Here is a 17,050-nt window from a genome sequence, read left to right on the forward strand (position 1 = left end):
ACACCCCACACCCCACACCCACCCTCGCCGGTCAGTCTGATTCCGAACTGACGTTAATTTTAGAGGATGGAGCGTTACCCCAGAATCACTGCGGTGTAGGATACCGCATCTCATTAGAAACGATATTTGACATGAGGTTCGGCGATCGTCTCCTCGTTGCCGTCGATGTAGATTACAGTGGCAGTTGTCGGTTTAATCCTTCTCGTTACCCGCTCTTGCATTGCTGTAATCTACTTTCAATTTTATGGGAGAATTTGGTGCCTCGCCTCTGAATGATTGCGCATCACGCTAATTTCTTCAAAGTACATCGATCGCCCATCGAAATCCGGAATCTTAATACCCGTTCAATTTCAGATCGGTTCGGGTTAAGCTAAAATCCTGATTCCTTCGTTGTCTATTTCAGGATTGCGGGAATGAGTTGGCGTTATTTCCGTCTCAAACCGATCGTTCAACATCATTCACCCAAACTCGCGTTTAATTTATATTTTTGTTTGATTTTTAACATTTTTCCTCAAAATAGAACCCGGTCGGGTGCATGTTAAGATATCTTACAAAGCGACAACGAAGAAATATAAAGGAGTTGGCTGTTAGAACAGCTTGTGTGCTGCCCGTTAACCGATCGCCGATCCCTGAAGGCTGAGCCTAGATTATTCACCAAATGCTAAAGTCACCCTCGCGAGGGAACCTCACAAAACCCACTGTTTTTCGGGTAACTTGCCCGTTAGCTTATCTTGCAAGGCTTTGAGGGATTTTTGTCGAACCTCATGAAGAATGCTGGTGAGGGCGATATTAAGACTAGGATTTTTTCGAGCCGGTTGTATAGCGTGGAAGTTAACTTCATCTAGACTTTGCTAACTTGAATCTATTTGTAAATTTTGAGTAAAACTCTAGATTTTTATCGGTAATATCTTGCAATTTTTGGAAAATCCTATTAAGATTCAGAGCGTAGATTCAGTAAATATACGCATGAGTCTAAGCCGACTGCGGCACGCGCTAAACTTAAGGTGAGAAAAACTTTACATGACACTTCTTCATCTTCGGAAGAAAGAGGGTTTTCATTAAGGACTCCTCGACCCACGTCAAGATTCAGGAAGTCAAATTGATTTCCGAACATTTTTCATTTTGGGTCAAGAACCCTGGTGCTACAAACGACTGATTATGTCGAGGTCTTGAGAACCTTGAAAATATCGTTTTGCGATCGCGAATTATGGGGACATCAAACCAAATTTCGACTTATCAAAATGTCATGGAGCAGGTTGTAGCCCGAGAGGTCAAACGACAACTCGAAAACCACCCATCTGAGGTGGTGCGAGGGACGGATCGCGATCGGGCAATTGCCTACGCTCTCAATCGCCTGCCCCCGTTATACGCCACCACCCAAGAGGGATGGTACTGGCATCACCAACGAGCCACCACCAGCTTAGCGGACATCATTGCCCGCGCGGCGACTCGGGGTATTCGCGAAGCACAACAGAAAACTCCATCTTTTCCCACCCCCCTTCGATCGCGACGCGATCCGGAGCGGGTATTAGAGAAACTTCAAGAAATACTTGGGTGCGATGTTCTCACCTGGCGCAACTTACCAGAGGTCATCGAAAAAGCAATACCGCAAGCCGAAGAACCGAGGAATATGCGGGAAAATAACAGACCCACCGTCGGAGTTAAGGGTCCGATCGCTTGAGGGTATGACTGCGCCCTCGCTCCCGACCCCATATCTTTGAAAGGCATGTCTCTTATCTCCTTACAAGTCCCTAACCATCTCTTCAAGCCTTAAACTCAATCGCGTATCTGAGGTATTTCAGAGTCAGGGAGGCCAGAGAAAGCTCTTGTTTCGGGTGCAAGTGGGTCTCATCCGAGGGAGCTTACCCCGCATCTCCATCGAAAATAAATCGCCCGTCGGCGCTCGTACGATCTCTCGAATCATCAGACACTCACAATCGGGGTTAAAACTGTGAACGTAACCTTCAGCATTGTCGCGACCACCCATAACGGTCTCGCAAGACTCGAACGGGCGATCGAATCCGCACTCGCACAAACCATTCCCTGCGAAGTGATTCTCGTCGATGACGGCTCAAATGATGGTACGCAGACCTACGGACGGAGCTTGGGCACATCTATCACCTACTATCGCAATCGCGTCCGACTCGGTTATGGAGCCAGCCTCAATATTGGAGTGGACTTAGCCCAAGGCAACTGGATCAAATTTCTCAACGATGCCGAGCGACTCGAACCGAGCTGTTTGGAACGGATAAAGCACGCCATCGAACGCTTCCCCAAAGCCGCCCTCGTATCTTGCCAAGCGATCGAAATGAGTCTCGATGCCCATATGCATCGCACGCCATCCTTCGGTAACGAGGAGGTGGAGTGCGTCTCCCAGAAAGACATTCACTATCAGATGCTCGTCAACCGGCTCTCCTTTGGTTGTCCGGCCCAAGTGGCGGTTCGTCGAGATGCATTTTTTCGGGCGGGAGGCTGGTCTTCTCTCAATCTTTTGAACTACGAAGCAATGGATAGCTGGACGCGAATGAGCCAGTACGGGGATGCGATCTTTATCAACCAACCTCTGAGTTATTACCAAGCCGGACCGACTCCCTCCCAGGATTGGCACTTGAATCGAGAACAACTCGAAGCCAAGCTCGCCCTCGATCGCAATATCTACGAGCGCATTCCCCAAAAACACCGCAGCCAACTCGCACAAAGCCCGGAGTTGCAACAATTTTTGAAACTTCACTGGAGTCTGGTGGGTTTGCAACACGACATCGAACACGACATCGAACACCACTCCAATCCTGACTCCGATCGGTCTTCGCGATCGATATCGATCGTGGGCACTTTGTCTCGTCTGGCTCGGTGGATTGCCAAGATATTCAAAGGAAATGGCGCTCGAGAATCGAGCCGCAAGGTCTCTAGGGTTTTAGGAGTCGAGCGATCGATCGAAATGGGGGAACCGTGAAAACCATTCTAGCGGGTGCGGTTTTCTCCAACTACTCGCTGCTCTGGGCTTTCTCTTGAGTCGTTTGACTGTACTGGCGGTAACGTTCGACTCGCTCTCGAGCGGTTTCGTAGCGGGGATCGTCTGCAGGGACTCGAGCCATCAAATCCGATGCCTTGCGCCACTTAGCAGCGAGTTGGAGCCACTGAGCGGGAGTTTGAGCCACCTGTCCTTCTCGGGCGGCTTGTTCGGCCAGGGTAACCGCTTCGGCAAAGGGATCGGGGTCCGCGGTCGGATTCGATGTGGGGTTGGTCGTCGATGGAGCCGACGCCGTCGCTGGAGTCGAAGCGTCGAGAGCCTGTTGGGGAGCCAACCAGTTACGGTAGAGCAACCAGCCCAGGACGATAACCACCAAGCTCAACCCGCTTCCCCAAACGATACCATTTTGAAAGTTATTGCGCGGGCGCTTGGGAAGGGAAGCTTCCAGCTTTTTTGGGAGGGGGGTTTTGCTACGTTCTGCCTGGCGATCGCTGAAATCAGTGGCCATTCGCTGGAAGATATTGGGTCGAGAAATGGCGATTTGCTCCGACCACAGCAGTTGGTTTTCCGGATCGCGCTTAATTTCTTCGAGCCACAGAAGCTGCTGCTCTCGGGCAATACGGCTGTTGATATTGACATGGTGAATGTTGCGCGGCGCAATGCCATTTAAAATGTCCTGGATGCGCGCCACGAGCGTTGCTTGTTCGAGCTGCTCGGCGCTATTGGCTTCGCACAGAAGTTGCAACATGCCATCGGCTAACATCGCCCGGGTTCTTACCCCAGAGTCCGCTAGCTTTTCGTTGAGAACTTGAATAATCGCTGCAATGCTCCCCTGATGGGCTTGCTTGGCGATATTATCCACGGGATCTACCATATCGATAACAAGGTGTACGTCTAGAGCTGCGAGGGACTCTGCCTGCTCCATGTTGACCCACTACTTTATCATCTAAATTTAGAGGAGATTGGCAGTTTTTGCAGATTTGCTATAAGAGAATACCATTAATTACAGAGCAAATGCCTTGAGAATTTGAGTTACAGACATTTACAATCAATGGTAATCTCTCAAGACCCACTCAAAATTTTAGCGCTCGAGACCCTATGTTACTCAAATCTACAACCCGCCACATCCATATCTTTACGGCCGAAGTTCAAGATCGAGACCTCATCCCCAACGATGGCGTGCTTACCCTCGATGTCGATCCCGATAACGAACTGCTGTGGAGCGACGAGGCTTTGCAATCGGTTTACCGCAAGTTCGAGGAGCTGGTCAAAGCCTCCGACGGTCAAGATTTAACGGAGTACAACATTCGTCGGATCGGTTCGGATTTAGAACATTTCGTGCGATCGCTCCTGACAGACGGTCAAATCAGCTATAACCTCAACAGTCGAGTAGCCAACTACAGCCTGGGCTTACCCCGCGTCGGTGAAAACGAAAACAAGCTCTTATAACCTCAGTTTCAGGCAAGTGTCGGGTGTGGGGAATAGAATGGGTTGGTTATTCTCCCCCTCACCACCTCATCCCATCACGGTGTGAGTGCGTCTTCTTTCTCCTCCTGTGAAGTGGGTGTTGGAGACTGACAACGACCCATTTGTTCGGGCGCGAGGGCTCTATCGATCGCTTCAAATCCAGCCGCTTCTAAGTCCTTTTGCAGAATCCATTCCGGCTTCAGGGTTGGCGTTGCCGTTTCATCGATCTCGTTTTTGGAGACCGGTTCGACTGTTGGGGATTCGGTCGCAGCGGGAGGCGTTGGCTTGGTCGTTTCAGAAGGCAGAGCGGAGGTTTGACAGACCTGGAATTGCAACCAAATCTCTCCTGCTATTTCCTGACGGTTCGCCACCTGTAAAAGACTCTGCGGCGGGACTTCGAGTTGTTCTGGGTTTTTGGAGTCGGTGAGTGGGACTTCGAGCTTTTCCGTGTAGGGTTGAAGGACGATCGCCTTCTGGTTGCGAATCAAAGCATTCGTACCGAGCGTCTCCACCACGGGGACCTCCTCGGCAACGGGTGCAGGTTCGCTCGTCTCCTCGGGAATGGGAACCGATGGTGGAGATTGGCGACCCAACAGTCCATCCACCTGTTGCCGAATTGGATCGACAAATTGGTAGGCGAGTGCGGCCGCAATACCCAGGGTTGTTAAAAACGAGAGCGAGACGAGTAAGAGTTTCGTGCCGGCCGAGCTTTGGGCTGGGGGAGCTAGAGTGGTCGCGACCTCTTCATCTCTAGGAGCGAGATTTTCCGTATAGCTCAAATCGGCAGTTTCTTCTAAGGTTGCCGTATCATCTCCCGAGAGGGTCGTGGATGTTTCAGGGGCCATCGACGGTAGCGGTGGAAGAGATTCGAGGCGATCGCATAGAGACTTGACCGAAACCTGAATTCCCCGTTTGGGGGCGACTCGTACGGACAACAAAGCTACCGTGACGTTATCATGACCGTTTTCGGTATTCGCAATTTCCACCAATCGCCGTACCACCTCGCCGGGAGTAGTTTTCCCGTGCAGGAGGGGCAAAATTTCCTCTTCCCAATGTTGCTCGACCCGATCGTAATCGCTTAATCCATCGGAACATAACAAGAACGCGCAATCTTCTCCTAGGACGAAACGTTCGATGGCCGGATGAAGAGTCGTCGACGGACCCATCCCCAGCGCTTGTACCAACGAGCCAGAAGCCACCTGCTGCAGCGCGTCGCGATAAAGGGCGTATCCCAAGCGCACTTCGCGACTGGCCACATCGTCATCGAGGGTGAGTTGATAGCAGCCGGTGCGGGTAATTAAGTACGCACGGGAGTCGCCGACGTGGGTCAGATAAATTTCGTGACCGTGGGTCAATCCCATCACCAGGGTGGTTCCCATGCGCTGGCGACCCTGTCGGTGTTCGCTGTTATTTCTCGCTCCGATGCTGGTATTGGCTTCGTAGGCGGCATGTTCGAGTTCCCGGGCGATCGCATCGGAGCTGAGCTCGTCCGAATCGTCGAGTAAAGACTGGAGCTGTGCTTGGACGGAGGAGATGGCCATGTGGGAAGCCACATCCCCCCCTTCATGTCCCCCCACTCCATCGCAGACGATCGCCAGACCATCGGTTTTGACGGTTTGTATCGTGCCGCTGTCGGGGTAACAGGCATCCTCGTTTCCGGAGCGACTGGGACCGCGATCGCTTGCCGTAGCAATTTGCACCTGGCGAGAACGAGTGGTATCGATCACCCGCAAGCCTCGTTCGAGCAATATTATCAGTTGTTCGGCACTCTGCACCTGACGGTCGCGCAACTGAGCGCAAAGGCGATCGAGAAACTCTTTTAATGGGGTGGAAGTGCGATCGACCCATGCCCCCCAAACGGTTCCGAGTTCGGCCAGATTGAGACCGGAACGATCGGGGGCCAGTTCCAACAAGCGCAGCAACGACCCTTCCACTCGCAACAGTTCCGGTTGCAGCAGCGTCGCTGCCACCCCCACCTCGGCCAACGGCTGCCACAGCCGCGCCATCTGCCACAACCACCCCAACTGAACCGCCGGATCGGCACTACCCCACTGACGCTCGATCGACGGTCGCAGTTGAATGGCATTGGGGAGGGGTTCGATGGGACCGCGCTCCAACAGCCAGATATCTCGGCTTTGCCCCCCCGCTTTCGGGGAAATGAGTCCGTACACCAGGGGGACGTGGAGTTGGTGGACGAAGAGTTTGAGATAAGACTCGATAAAATCAGGAATCTCTTCGGTCATTTCCGGTAACAGACCGGGGTGAGTGTCGACGAGAATCCCGTTGCCCTTGTGAAGGTAGCGATCGGCAATCAGCTGACCCGGTTGGGCGTTGAGTTTGTTGCCCACGGGCCATAGATAATGTTTGGGAATCCAAGTACCGCATTTCTGGCAGAACTGGTTTCCTTCGGGATTGGGAGCGTGACACGAAGGATTGGGACAGTGAAGGGTTGCCGTAGGACTTTGCATGGGTGTTCCTTGCCAGAGCTGTCAGATTTGGCTGGCGCGATCGCTCAAACGGCGATCGGTTTTGGGCTAAGCCTTTCCTCATCTTAACGGCAATGGCGTCTTCGGTCGCTCTTGGGAGGGTTGGAGGCAACGAGCGCTTTGGCAGGCGTGACGGACTCGAAAATCTAAAATTCTCCCAATCCATTCGCAATCCGAGGCAAGCGGTGCTTAAACCCACAGAGAATTTCCCAAGAAATCGTTCCCAATGCCTGAGCCCAAGATTCTGCGCCAATGCAATGGCTTCCCTGGCAACCCAGCAGCGTCACCACATCTCCCGGCTGCACGTCAGCACAGGCACTGACATCGAGCATCATTTGGTCCATCGTAATCGCTCCCACTTGAGGCACCAATCGATCGCCTAAAATGACCTGCATTCGATTGGAGAGATTGCGGGGAACCCCATCGGCGTAACCGATACCCACCACGGCAATTCGCGTCGGCTTGCGGGTGACGAACTGGTAGCCGTAACTGACACCCGTTCCGGCCGGAATCGTTTTCACGTGGGTAACTCGGGCTTTCACTTGCAAGACCGGTTTGAGATCGACCCGTTCTTCGAGGTGGGGGGCGGGGTAGAGGCCGTAAATTGCCAAACCCACTCGAACCATATCGTAATGTAAAGTTCGATCGCTCAGGGTTGCAGCGGAATTGGATAGGTGGAGGCGGGGGGGTTCAAAACCGGTCGATCGAATTTCGGCGATGGCGCGATCGAATCGTTGGTGTTGTCGTTCCATCACCGTCGAGTCGCGATCGTCGGCGGTTGCAAAGTGAGAGTAGATACTGGCAATCTTCAAACCCGGCAAAGACCGCACCTTCTGGACAAACCCGGTGGCATCTTCCCAGGAAACCCCCAAACGAGACATTCCCGTATCCAGTTTTAGATGAACCCGCAACGAGGCATCCCGCCCGGCGAGGATTTCGGAAAAGGTAAAGGCTTGCTCGATCGAACACAGGGTGGGTTGAAGCCGCCAGTGTAGCAAGGCTTGCAATTGGGCCCGAGTGTAGGTTGCCCCCAGAACCAAAATCGGCGCGGCAATCCCCGCCTGTCGCAGTTCGATACCTTCGGGAATCGTCGCCACCCCCAGCCATCGCGCCCCAGCATCGAGAACCGTGCGCGCAACCGTCACCGCCCCATGACCGTAGGCATCAGCTTTCACCACGGCCATCAGGTCGGTATCGGGAGATAGCAGTCGATCGATTTGACGGATGTTGTGGGCGAGTGCAGCGCGATCGATTTCTACCCAAGCCCGTTCTCGCAGGGTTTCGGCGGGACTCTCGCATCCCAAACGCGCCCACTCCATCGTCTGTTCCCAACTGGGCATGGCAACTCACTCCTCTTTTTTGTTCTCCATTGTTAAGTTAAATGGAGCGGGATGTCAAAGAGGGTTGGAGGTTAGTGTCAGATACGGGTTCAGGGTGTTTGAAAGTCCTAGAAGCGATGTGGATTGGAGTCATGGGTCGAAGAACTACCCCAGATCCTACCGTTACCCGAAACTTTCGATCCCGAACTGAGGTGGGGTTAGAGATTCGACTCGCCAGCACTTTTAAGTTCTCGTTTGGGAACCAGGTAGAGATTTTCCACTAAAGCGGCAGCCCCGGCAAACCAGGGGGGAACGATCAAAGCGCCGATAATCCCCAAAACCTGCGCCCCACCGAGAACGGCCAGCAGTTGGTAGAGGGGGTGAACGCCGACGGAGGTGCCAACGAGTAAAGGATCGAGGACGTAGGTTTCCAGATTTTGCACTACTACGAACAAAATCAGCACCCATACCACCAGCAATCCCCCTTGGGAAAGGGCAACGACCAACGCCGGAATTGCCCCTAAAATCGGACCGAGGAAGGGAATTAAATTGGTAATCCCGGCGATCGCCCCCAAACCCAAGGCGTAGTCCTGAAGACCGAGAATACTCAATCCCGTTGCCGTCCCGGTTGCCAAAATTGTCGAAACCAGCACCCGACCTCGAATGTATCCCCCCATCCGCTCTCCGACGGGGCGAATTTGGGTGGAGAGGCGTTCGTCCCAGGGCTTGGGAAATAGATCTACGAACCCTTCACTGAGAGCGCGGCTGTCGGCCACCATGTATCCAGACAGAAATAGGGACAGAATGAGACTGAAGGCGGCCCCGAGAATTCCTCGGGTAATACTGTAGGAGCGCAAGACGAGCTGCTGAGAAGACCCGATCGCCCATTTGGTGACCGATTGAGCGTCAAAGAGTTGGGCGAGCAACTCCGGCGGCGAGTCGTTGAGGCGCATGGCCAAATTCTCGAACAACTGCACCAGATTGTCGACGAACACCGGAAGCTGACGGGTCAAGCGTTCGATTTGTTCGAAAACTGCCGGTCCCACCAGGAGGACAAGCCCGGAAAACCCGCCAATCAGACCGAGATATGCCAAAATCGTCCCCAACCATCGGGGTACGCGATACCGTTCGATCCAATCGACGACGGGGGCAATGGTTGCTGCGAGCACCACCGAAATCATCAAGACGACAATCAGACTTTGGAGCTGCCACAGAACAAAGACCGCTAAGACGCTCGCCGCAATCAGCAAAATTGTTGACAGGGGAATCGCAATAGGCTGCTTGGGCATGAATGATACTAGAAAAATCAAAGAGATGGGATTTAAGCTAGCACATCACGGTAGCTCTCGGGGGCATCGGAGGCATCGGGTCATCGGAGGTCTCGGGGGCTAAATCTTCTCTCGTTTCTCTTCTGCTCACCGCGTCCCCGCGTTACCGCATTCCCATCCCGCGTGACTGCGTTTCTATCTTCCTTATCCTCCCGATCTACCCAAGCTCCCGATTCCCCCGTTTCTCTCAATTTTCCGAACTCCGAATTCGCCATCACGCCATCACGCCATCACCATGCCGCCATCGACATTAAAGGTTTGTCCGGTGATGTAAGCCCCAGCGGGGTCGGCGGCCAGGAATCGGATCGTGCCGGCGACTTCTTCAGGCTGTCCGTAGCGCCCGAGGGGAATAAACTTGAGAATCTCATCGGCTTTGAGATCTTCGGTCATATCCGTGGCGATAAATCCGGGGGCCACGGCATTGGCGGTCACCCCGCGACTGGCCAATTCTTTGGCGACGGTTTTGGTAAAGCCGATCACTCCCGCTTTGGCGGCGCTGTAGTTGGCTTGACCGGGGTTACCCATCTGACCGGCGACGGATGCAATATTGATAATACGCCCCGAGCGCTGCTTCATCATCTTCTTGCTAACCGCCCGCGTACAGAGGAATACCCCCGTCAGGTTGAGATCGATGACCGCCTGCCAATCTTCGGGTTTCATCCGCAGGAGCAAGGTATCGCGAGTAATCCCGGCATTATTCACCAGTACGTCCACCCGACCCCACTTTTCAAGGGTTTCCCCCACGAGGCGATCGACATCTTCTGCTTGGGAGACATCTGCTTGAATCGCGATCGCGCTGCCACCGGCTGCGGTAATCTCTGCGACCACCTCATCGGCTGCCACACTAGAGCGCGCGTAGTTGACGGCGAGATTCGCACCTTCTGCGGCGAGGGCTAAAGCTGCGGCGCGACCGATGCCTCTCGAGGCTCCGGTGACGATAGCGACTTTATCTTTTAGGCGTTGTTGGGTCTCTGGCAGCGCTTCCATAATTTTTTTGTCCGTATTTTTGGATACAAACCGATTTAAGTTGATGCAAATAACAACCTACCGCTCGACCGGTTGCTCGTGCAAGGTGCGATCGATTTATCCGATTTGTCATCCCGATTCCTTTCTTTACAGGGTGAATTTGCTTATAGTAAGGAACATTGCTGCCCGTCACCGAGCGCGGTACATTCTTTGGTGGCAGTGACTTCCGTACTGTGATGTTGCCATTGTGAGTACATGCTGTGGAATCCCCCTTCAAGGGAAAAAAGGAGAGCGTTGACGCGGATGCGCCCGATTGCCGGAATTTTGCTATGTCTGTTAGGGGGAATCGTGTTGTGGTCTGGGTATCGGCAGGTGCGCTCGCAACTGTTGACTCCACAAGCTGTTTTAGTGTTGGGTGGCGCTCGAACCCGAGAAATTTTTGCGGCGAATTTTGCCCGATCGCATCCCGACTTGCCCATTTGGGTTTCTGGTGGTAGCAACCCGGAGTATTCCGAATGGGTTTTTGAGGAGGCTCAAATCGAACTCGATCGCCTGTATTTGGACTATCAAGCTGTCGATACCGTCACCAATTTCACCACCCTAGCCGATGAATTTAAAGCCAGGGGCATTCAGAATATTTATCTCATTACCTCGGACGATCACATGCGTCGCGCTAGCGTTATCGGCGAAATCGTTCTGGGGAGTCGAGGTATTAGTTTTCGCTCCGTCTCCGTTCCTTCGGGGCGATCGCCAGAACCGATCTTTAAAACCGTTCGCGATGGTGCGAGGGCTGTATTATGGGTGACGACGGGTCATACGGGTTCGACCCTCAAGCCACTTTTGAAAGAACGGAATCAGTAATAACTCTTCAGTGCAACTTCACGATCGAACATCTTGCAAAGCCCGGAAAAGAGTTACATGATTTGAGTTAGATTTCTGCGCTACATAGATCTGCGTGAAATTCTCGATCTAGCATACCAGTATAAACAGATAAGTCTGATTCGATATTTTTTGTGCCAACCCAGTTGAAGGCTTCTGCCATCCTAAAAAAGTTAAATACTTCCCAAGTTTGTACGAGTTTTGTATATTTCGATGCGATAAGGTCCCAAGGATTTTTCTGCCAATCATAAATAAATACAACTGTATACAGATCGCTGTTTTCAACTGGGTAGGTTTGGATGGCGTGGATCTGACCAAATCTCTGAAGTAGACCTATCACTCCTTGGTCGACTTCATTCTTGATTATTGCAGCTAGATTTTTTTCTTGCACTTGGAAGATATTTACACCATATAATGGCGTTCCCATTTCATTGAATCGCACATTAAATATTTTTGACCATGTAAATGAATCAGAGAAGTTGGGATGTTGAATGCGAGGACAAGTAAATCCTTCTGATATTTTTTCTGAGTCTGATGATGGTCTAATACTACTATTGCTAATCACTGAGATACTGACGTAGAAACAAACAACGATAACGATAGTCAGGAATAAGGCGACAATCCAGACTGCATATTTTTTGGAGATAGAAACCATAATCAAATGTAGTTCCTTTTCTATTAATTGTTACTTTTGACCGAAAACAATGGGATACAAGCCCCGTTCTTCTAGGACGGCTTCTTACGAAAATCGCTCATGGGGGAAACCCCCAAGACCGCGTTGTCGCGCTTTTTCTGATTGTCAATATACTCGCCCCAATGCTGACTCTCGGTGACGTTCGGCAGGCTAGAAATTCGAGGAGACGATATCTATCGGTGGGCATATCGAGAGCGAGCGTACAACACAGAGGTAAATCTTCTTGCGGGTTCAGAGGATACTCTATCTCCATTCCCCATTCCCCATTCCCCATTCCCCACTCTCACCCGAAACAGTCTTATCCAAAACTAACGTTAGATTAGAAAATGATTGAGTTCCAAAAGGATAATCATCCGTCTTCACAGAGGTCCTCGTAAAATTGGTCGTTTAACTTCAATGCGTACGCTGACGGCTCCACTTCCAGCGTATTAAAAAGATTCCAGTTGTACGCCTCCACCATTCCGATGAATGAAAAGTGCGTCGGGATAATCGACACCGGAGGCACTCCGGTCCTGATTACTGGGAGACTGTTCCATTTATAGATAAGGACAACGGTAAAGGTCTTATCATCATCATCCCGATAGAACTCTAAGAAGTGAACCTGCCCGAACATTCCAGTCAGGCCCGGACCTGCTAACTGAATCATCTTACCGATGGAACGGGGCAGGTTCTTCTTCTTTACCCGCCAAATGTTGACGCCATAGAAAGGTGCCTCGAACGCTTCCACTCGACGCTGAAAAACTCTGAGCCAAGCGATGCCATCCTTAAGCACTCTTGGATTTTGGATGCGCGGACGAGGGAGTTTCTTGGAAGTAGTGGTTTGTTCGAGGCTCATTATATGACTCCAGAGTAGGTTGCTAGATGAGTGCTCTGTGCGATCGCAACAGTTCGTTACGAAACGCTAGTCAGGATGTTATTTATTCGCTCCCAACGAACTCTTTTGGTATTTGTAGGAGCTTTCATCCCTCTCAGATACAATCCGTCCAAATGCTTTGTTCTTATGACCGAGAAACAGTCGCCCTTTGAGCAATGAGGTGACTCTGTCTCCGAAAGTCATAAAGATGTATGAGTTCCCTTTCTTGGGTCCAAGCGGAATACCGATGGGCGCGATTTTCCAAGGTTTATAGGGTTTTAGGGTTCTAACCGGCTTTCCGGTCGTCACTTGTAATAACGCCTTTTTCAGCCAATGGGACTGACGAGACGCGCTGCTGATGGTCATCGGATCGCCGGTGTCGACTACATCCCCAGCCGCAAACACATTGGGGAGTTCCGAGGGACGCAGCCACGGGTCGACCTTGACTCGGTTGGAACGTCCAATCCGAACACCCGGTAAGCTTGAAAGAATTTGAGAGTTCGCCCGCGCGCCAATGACCGGGAAAATGAGGTCAGCCTTAATGTTCCGTCCATTGGAAAGTGTCAGAGTCCCCGCATAGGGCATATCGAGGTGGGCTAGATTTTCCGCTTTTTGCCCCAAAATCACTTCAACGTCGATCTCTTTGAGCTTCCGCAGCAATTCGCGACCAAATTTTGGCGGCAAATCCGGGAAAAGCGTTGTTTGACTAGAGACGATCGCGATTTTCTTGTCTGGCATGGCATAGGCAATTTCCCCAGCCAGCTCGATGCCAACTGCCCCCGCTCCGACGATGGCAATGGTTTTTGCATCCAGGACGGCTTTATGGGTGCGTTCGTTAATGGCACGCAGACCGTCAATGTCATCACCTTTGGCTTTGAACGGAGTCGGATAAGCCGACCCAGTGGCTACCACGATGAAATCCGCACTCAGGCGCGATCCATCCGCGAGATCGACACCCGAACCATCGATTCTGGTGGCTCGCCCGCGAACGATCTGGCCATGGTTCAATGCGTTGTCGTAAGGGATGAGTGCCAGGTCCAGCAACGAAGGATCGAGCACCGCACGTACCATGGCTGGTGTGTGAACAAAGTGGCTGCGTTGCTCGATGAGCGTGACATCTGCTTTTTTCTCCAGCGCCCATGCCAGATCCATCCCAAATGCCCCTCCTCCAACAATAACAATGCGTTTTTGCATCATGTAATCCCTTGTTGTTTCAACAATTAGATTGAGTTTTATGCTAGATACGACCGTTACAAACAACAATCTAACACAAGACCATGGACAATGGTCAATGGTTTATAAAATGAAAATTGGCGAACTTGCAAAAAAAACAGGGTTGAGTCGAGACACCATCCGTTTTTACGAACGAAATCACTTGATTTCATCAGAACCCAGTCAAAGCGGTACCAATTCATACCGAAACTACCCGGATGAGCTAGTCGAGCAGTTAAACTTCATCAGCCAGGCTCGCGATGCTGGTATGTCTGTGGCTGACCTGCGAGATATATTTCAGGCGCTGCAAGGGGGTTGCGATAACGGCAAACAGGTTGTGCAACGAAAGATCGAGGAACTTGAAGATAATATCGATCGGACTCGTAAGGTGGTCAGATTTTTAAAGGATACGATTTCACATCGTTAACCTGACGGGACTCACCATGAAGAGAAGCCTGACTCTGCAAGACTATCGATCGCACCTCAATTTAAAACCGTCAGTTTGGGTTTAAACGAGCTCGCTGGTCTATTTCCATACCATTTCTTGTCAAAGTAATATTTGTTGCAATCGTTTTTACGCTTGATTATGCATAAATTTACAAATATTAATTTTTGGGATTTTGCATAATCGAGGCAATTTTGGATTGAGTAAGAAGTAGAAAGACGGAAAGTTAAATTCAACCGTCGTCGTTAGTCTCAGTCTAAAATTCGTTGGAGTATTTCAGAATGGAACTTCTACCGAACGAAACTTCTCTAGATCTCGGTGCTTCTCTCGATCCCACTTCAGTTCCTCAGAACGATCCCTTACAAAACACAACCCCCAACGCCCAAATGACCGGTGGAGCCATCGATCCGGTTATGGAACCGATGCCTCTACCAACAGATGCAGGCAATACGGGAGGAACGGACGAGACCAACGCATCCAGCGAAGATGTTGACGAAATTATCCTCGGAAACGATCCCGGTGTCGCCCTCGTCACCGACACCACAGATAGTGCGAGCGGCGATCCTCTTACCGGCTTGACGATTGCCGATGGAACGGGGGAAGAACCCACACTCGATACCAATTTACTCCCAGTTACAGAAATCAGCGCCCCCGACCTCACCCCGATCGTCCTTCCAGACCCCACACTTCTCGATCCGGATCTGGCCTTACCGACGATTAGCTTCCCGGCCGACGACCAACTTTGGTCTCAGAACAGCCCTGGCATTTTAGGGGTTTCAGAAGCCTTCGATAATTTCGGTACCGTCATCGCCACTGGAGACTTTAATAACGATGGCTATGAGGATTTAGCAGTGGGTTCTCCCGACGAGGACATCGAACTCGGAGGAGGCGGTTCGATTTTCAGTGCGGGTGCGGTAAACGTTCTCTACGGCAGCGCGAGTGGTTTGACTTCGACGAACAACCAGCTTTGGACTCAGGATAGTCCGGGAGTCGCTGGTGGAGCAGAAAATGGCGATCGCTTCGGGGCCAGCCTCACCGCTGGTGACTTTAATAATGATGGCTTCGAGGACTTAGCGATCGGGGTTCCCGGTGAAGATATTGGAACGATAGTCGATGCCGGTGCGGTGAATATCCTCTATGGAGGTGCGAGCGGCTTGAGTTCTACTAACGACCAACTGTGGTATCAAGATCTCCTATCGGGGTCTTCGAGCGAAACCGGTGATGCCTTTGGTAGTAGTCTAATTGCCGGTGATTTCAACGATGATGGCTTCGAAGATCTAGCAGTGGGTACGCCGACGGAAGACTGGGGAACAATAACAGATGCCGGAGCAGTCAACGTCATTTACGGTTCGAATCTGGGTAACGGAACCACCCACGGTCTGAATGCAACGGGCAACCAGATTTGGACTCAAGACTCCGGTAGCATTCTCGATCGCGCTGAAGCATTCGACCAATTTGGTTTCAGCTTGACGGCCGGAGACTTTGACAACGATGGCGACGACGATTTAGCAATTGGCGTTCCCTTTGAAGATATTACAACCGGTACCACCGCCATTATCGACGCGGGTGCGGTGAACGTGATTAAAGGTTCGACGAGTCGGCTGACTTCAACGGGCAATCAATTCTGGCACCAAGATAGTTTTGGCGTCATCGATGTCGCAGAAAATTTCGATAACTTCGGACGCAGTTTAACGTCGGGCGACTATAATGGCGATGGCTTCTACGACCTTGGCATTGGAGTTCCTTTAGAGGATATCGGCAATGCAGGAGATGCGGGAGCCGTTAACGTTCTCTACGGAACCATCACGGGTCCGAGTCACATCAACGACCAGTTCTGGCATCAGAATAGTTTCGGAATTCAAGGGGTTGCCGAGTCCTCCGATAACTTCGGACGCAGTTTAACGTCAGGCGACTTTGATGGCGATGGTTTCGATGACCTCGGCGTGGGAGTTCCTTTCGAGAATGTGGGTAGCATTGCAAATGCTGGCAGCGTGAATATCCTGCGCGGTTCCTCCGGTCGTCTGAGCAACAAGAACGATCGCCTCATTTCCCAAAATACCTTGGATTTGAGCGGCGAAGCGGCAGAGAACTTCGATAACTTCGGACACAGCTTGACGGCTGGAGACTACAACGGTGACGGTTTTGACGACCTCGGCGTCGGAGTGCCCTTTGAAGACATTACCAATGGTGGCAACACCATTACCAATGCGGGGGTGGTGAACGTCGTCTACGACGCCTAAACCTTCGTCCGAACCCTGAGTACGTGCTTCTTGCAAGTCAATTGAAACTCACCTTTGAGGAGTCACAGGCTTTTTTCGACCCGATAAACTTTCTACCCTAGCTTAAAGATGCGCGATCGCCTTTTCGTCCGAACCCGGAAGCGATCGCGCTTTTTTTATTCTCAGAGTTTTTATTCTAAGAAAGCGTCTT

At 51.6% G+C, this 17,050-nt stretch carries 15 protein-coding genes; 7 read left to right on the forward strand and 8 right to left on the reverse strand.

Going from position 1 to position 17,050, the window contains the following annotated elements; translation table 11 throughout:
- The 3 genes from AC2215_RS20630 to AC2215_RS20640 form a co-directional block, all read left to right on the forward strand.
- Window positions 1–272 (forward strand): hypothetical protein (locus AC2215_RS20630; RefSeq protein ID WP_486811892.1); only part of this gene is annotated, 272 nt, incomplete at its 5' end.
- Window positions 273–1,246: 974 nt separating this feature from the next.
- Window positions 1,247–1,681: a late competence development ComFB family protein gene (locus tag AC2215_RS20635; protein ID WP_486811893.1), complete on the forward strand. Its 435-nt coding sequence runs from the start codon at window positions 1,247–1,249 to the stop codon at window positions 1,679–1,681.
- A gap of 270 nt (window positions 1,682–1,951) precedes the next feature.
- The gene (locus AC2215_RS20640; RefSeq protein ID WP_486811894.1) at window positions 1,952–2,953 is read left to right on the forward strand and encodes a glycosyltransferase family 2 protein; all 1,002 of its coding nucleotides are present in this window, start codon (window positions 1,952–1,954) and stop codon (window positions 2,951–2,953) included.
- A 31-nt stretch (window positions 2,954–2,984) separates the two neighbouring features.
- On the opposite strand, the gene AC2215_RS20645 is transcribed toward AC2215_RS20640, so the two are convergent.
- Window positions 2,985–3,896 carry a hypothetical protein gene (locus tag AC2215_RS20645; protein WP_486811895.1) on the reverse strand — a complete coding sequence of 304 codons (912 nt, stop codon included), beginning with the start codon at window positions 3,894–3,896 and terminating at the stop codon, window positions 2,985–2,987.
- A 173-nt stretch (window positions 3,897–4,069) separates the two neighbouring features.
- Between AC2215_RS20645 and ndhM the strand changes: the two genes are divergently transcribed.
- Window positions 4,070–4,420 carry an NAD(P)H-quinone oxidoreductase subunit M gene (ndhM, locus tag AC2215_RS20650; RefSeq protein ID WP_486811896.1) on the forward strand — a complete coding sequence of 117 codons (351 nt, stop codon included), beginning with the start codon at window positions 4,070–4,072 and terminating at the stop codon, window positions 4,418–4,420.
- 74 nt (window positions 4,421–4,494) lie between these two features.
- On the opposite strand, the gene AC2215_RS20655 is transcribed toward ndhM, so the two are convergent.
- The 4 genes from AC2215_RS20655 to fabG form a co-directional block, all read right to left on the reverse strand.
- Window positions 4,495–6,906, reverse strand: a complete 2,412-nt coding sequence (locus AC2215_RS20655) for a PP2C family protein-serine/threonine phosphatase (protein WP_486811897.1) — start codon at window positions 6,904–6,906, stop codon at window positions 4,495–4,497.
- A gap of 164 nt (window positions 6,907–7,070) precedes the next feature.
- Complete coding sequence (alr, locus tag AC2215_RS20660; RefSeq protein ID WP_486811933.1) at window positions 7,071–8,243, reverse strand: alanine racemase; 1,173 nt, start codon at window positions 8,241–8,243, stop codon at window positions 7,071–7,073.
- A 218-nt stretch (window positions 8,244–8,461) separates the two neighbouring features.
- Window positions 8,462–9,532 carry an AI-2E family transporter gene (locus AC2215_RS20665; RefSeq protein ID WP_486811898.1) on the reverse strand — a complete coding sequence of 357 codons (1,071 nt, stop codon included), beginning with the start codon at window positions 9,530–9,532 and terminating at the stop codon, window positions 8,462–8,464.
- Between the two features lie 261 nt (window positions 9,533–9,793).
- Window positions 9,794–10,558: a 3-oxoacyl-[acyl-carrier-protein] reductase gene (gene fabG, locus AC2215_RS20670; RefSeq protein ID WP_486811899.1), complete on the reverse strand. Its 765-nt coding sequence runs from the start codon at window positions 10,556–10,558 to the stop codon at window positions 9,794–9,796.
- Window positions 10,559–10,840: 282 nt separating this feature from the next.
- Here fabG and AC2215_RS20675 point away from each other — a divergent pair, with 282 nt between their 5' ends.
- Entirely contained in the window at window positions 10,841–11,398 is a 558-nt protein-coding gene (locus AC2215_RS20675; RefSeq protein ID WP_486811900.1) for a YdcF family protein, read from the forward strand.
- Window positions 11,399–11,465: 67 nt separating this feature from the next.
- Here AC2215_RS20675 and AC2215_RS20680 read toward each other — a convergent pair whose 3' ends face one another.
- The 3 genes from AC2215_RS20680 to AC2215_RS20690 all read right to left on the reverse strand — a co-directional run bounded on the left by AC2215_RS20680 (window position 11,466) and on the right by AC2215_RS20690 (window position 14,160).
- Window positions 11,466–12,071, reverse strand: a complete 606-nt coding sequence (locus AC2215_RS20680; protein WP_486811901.1) for a hypothetical protein — start codon at window positions 12,069–12,071, stop codon at window positions 11,466–11,468.
- 388 nt (window positions 12,072–12,459) lie between these two features.
- Window positions 12,460–12,945, reverse strand: coding sequence for a hypothetical protein (locus AC2215_RS20685; RefSeq protein WP_486811902.1), 486 nt, complete (start codon window positions 12,943–12,945; stop codon window positions 12,460–12,462).
- Window positions 12,946–13,023: 78 nt separating this feature from the next.
- Window positions 13,024–14,160, reverse strand: a complete 1,137-nt coding sequence (locus AC2215_RS20690) for an NAD(P)/FAD-dependent oxidoreductase (RefSeq protein ID WP_486811903.1) — start codon at window positions 14,158–14,160, stop codon at window positions 13,024–13,026.
- A gap of 37 nt (window positions 14,161–14,197) precedes the next feature.
- Between AC2215_RS20690 and AC2215_RS20695 the strand changes: the two genes are divergently transcribed.
- On the forward strand, window positions 14,198–14,602 hold the full coding sequence (locus tag AC2215_RS20695; protein WP_486811904.1) for a MerR family transcriptional regulator: 405 nt from the start codon (window positions 14,198–14,200) through the stop codon (window positions 14,600–14,602).
- Between the two features lie 299 nt (window positions 14,603–14,901).
- Entirely contained in the window at window positions 14,902–16,860 is a 1,959-nt protein-coding gene (locus AC2215_RS20700; protein ID WP_486811905.1) for a hypothetical protein, read from the forward strand.
- The last annotated feature ends 190 nt before the right edge of the window (window positions 16,861–17,050 follow it).

The sequence above is a fragment of the Zarconia sp. genome, assembly GCF_057467645.1.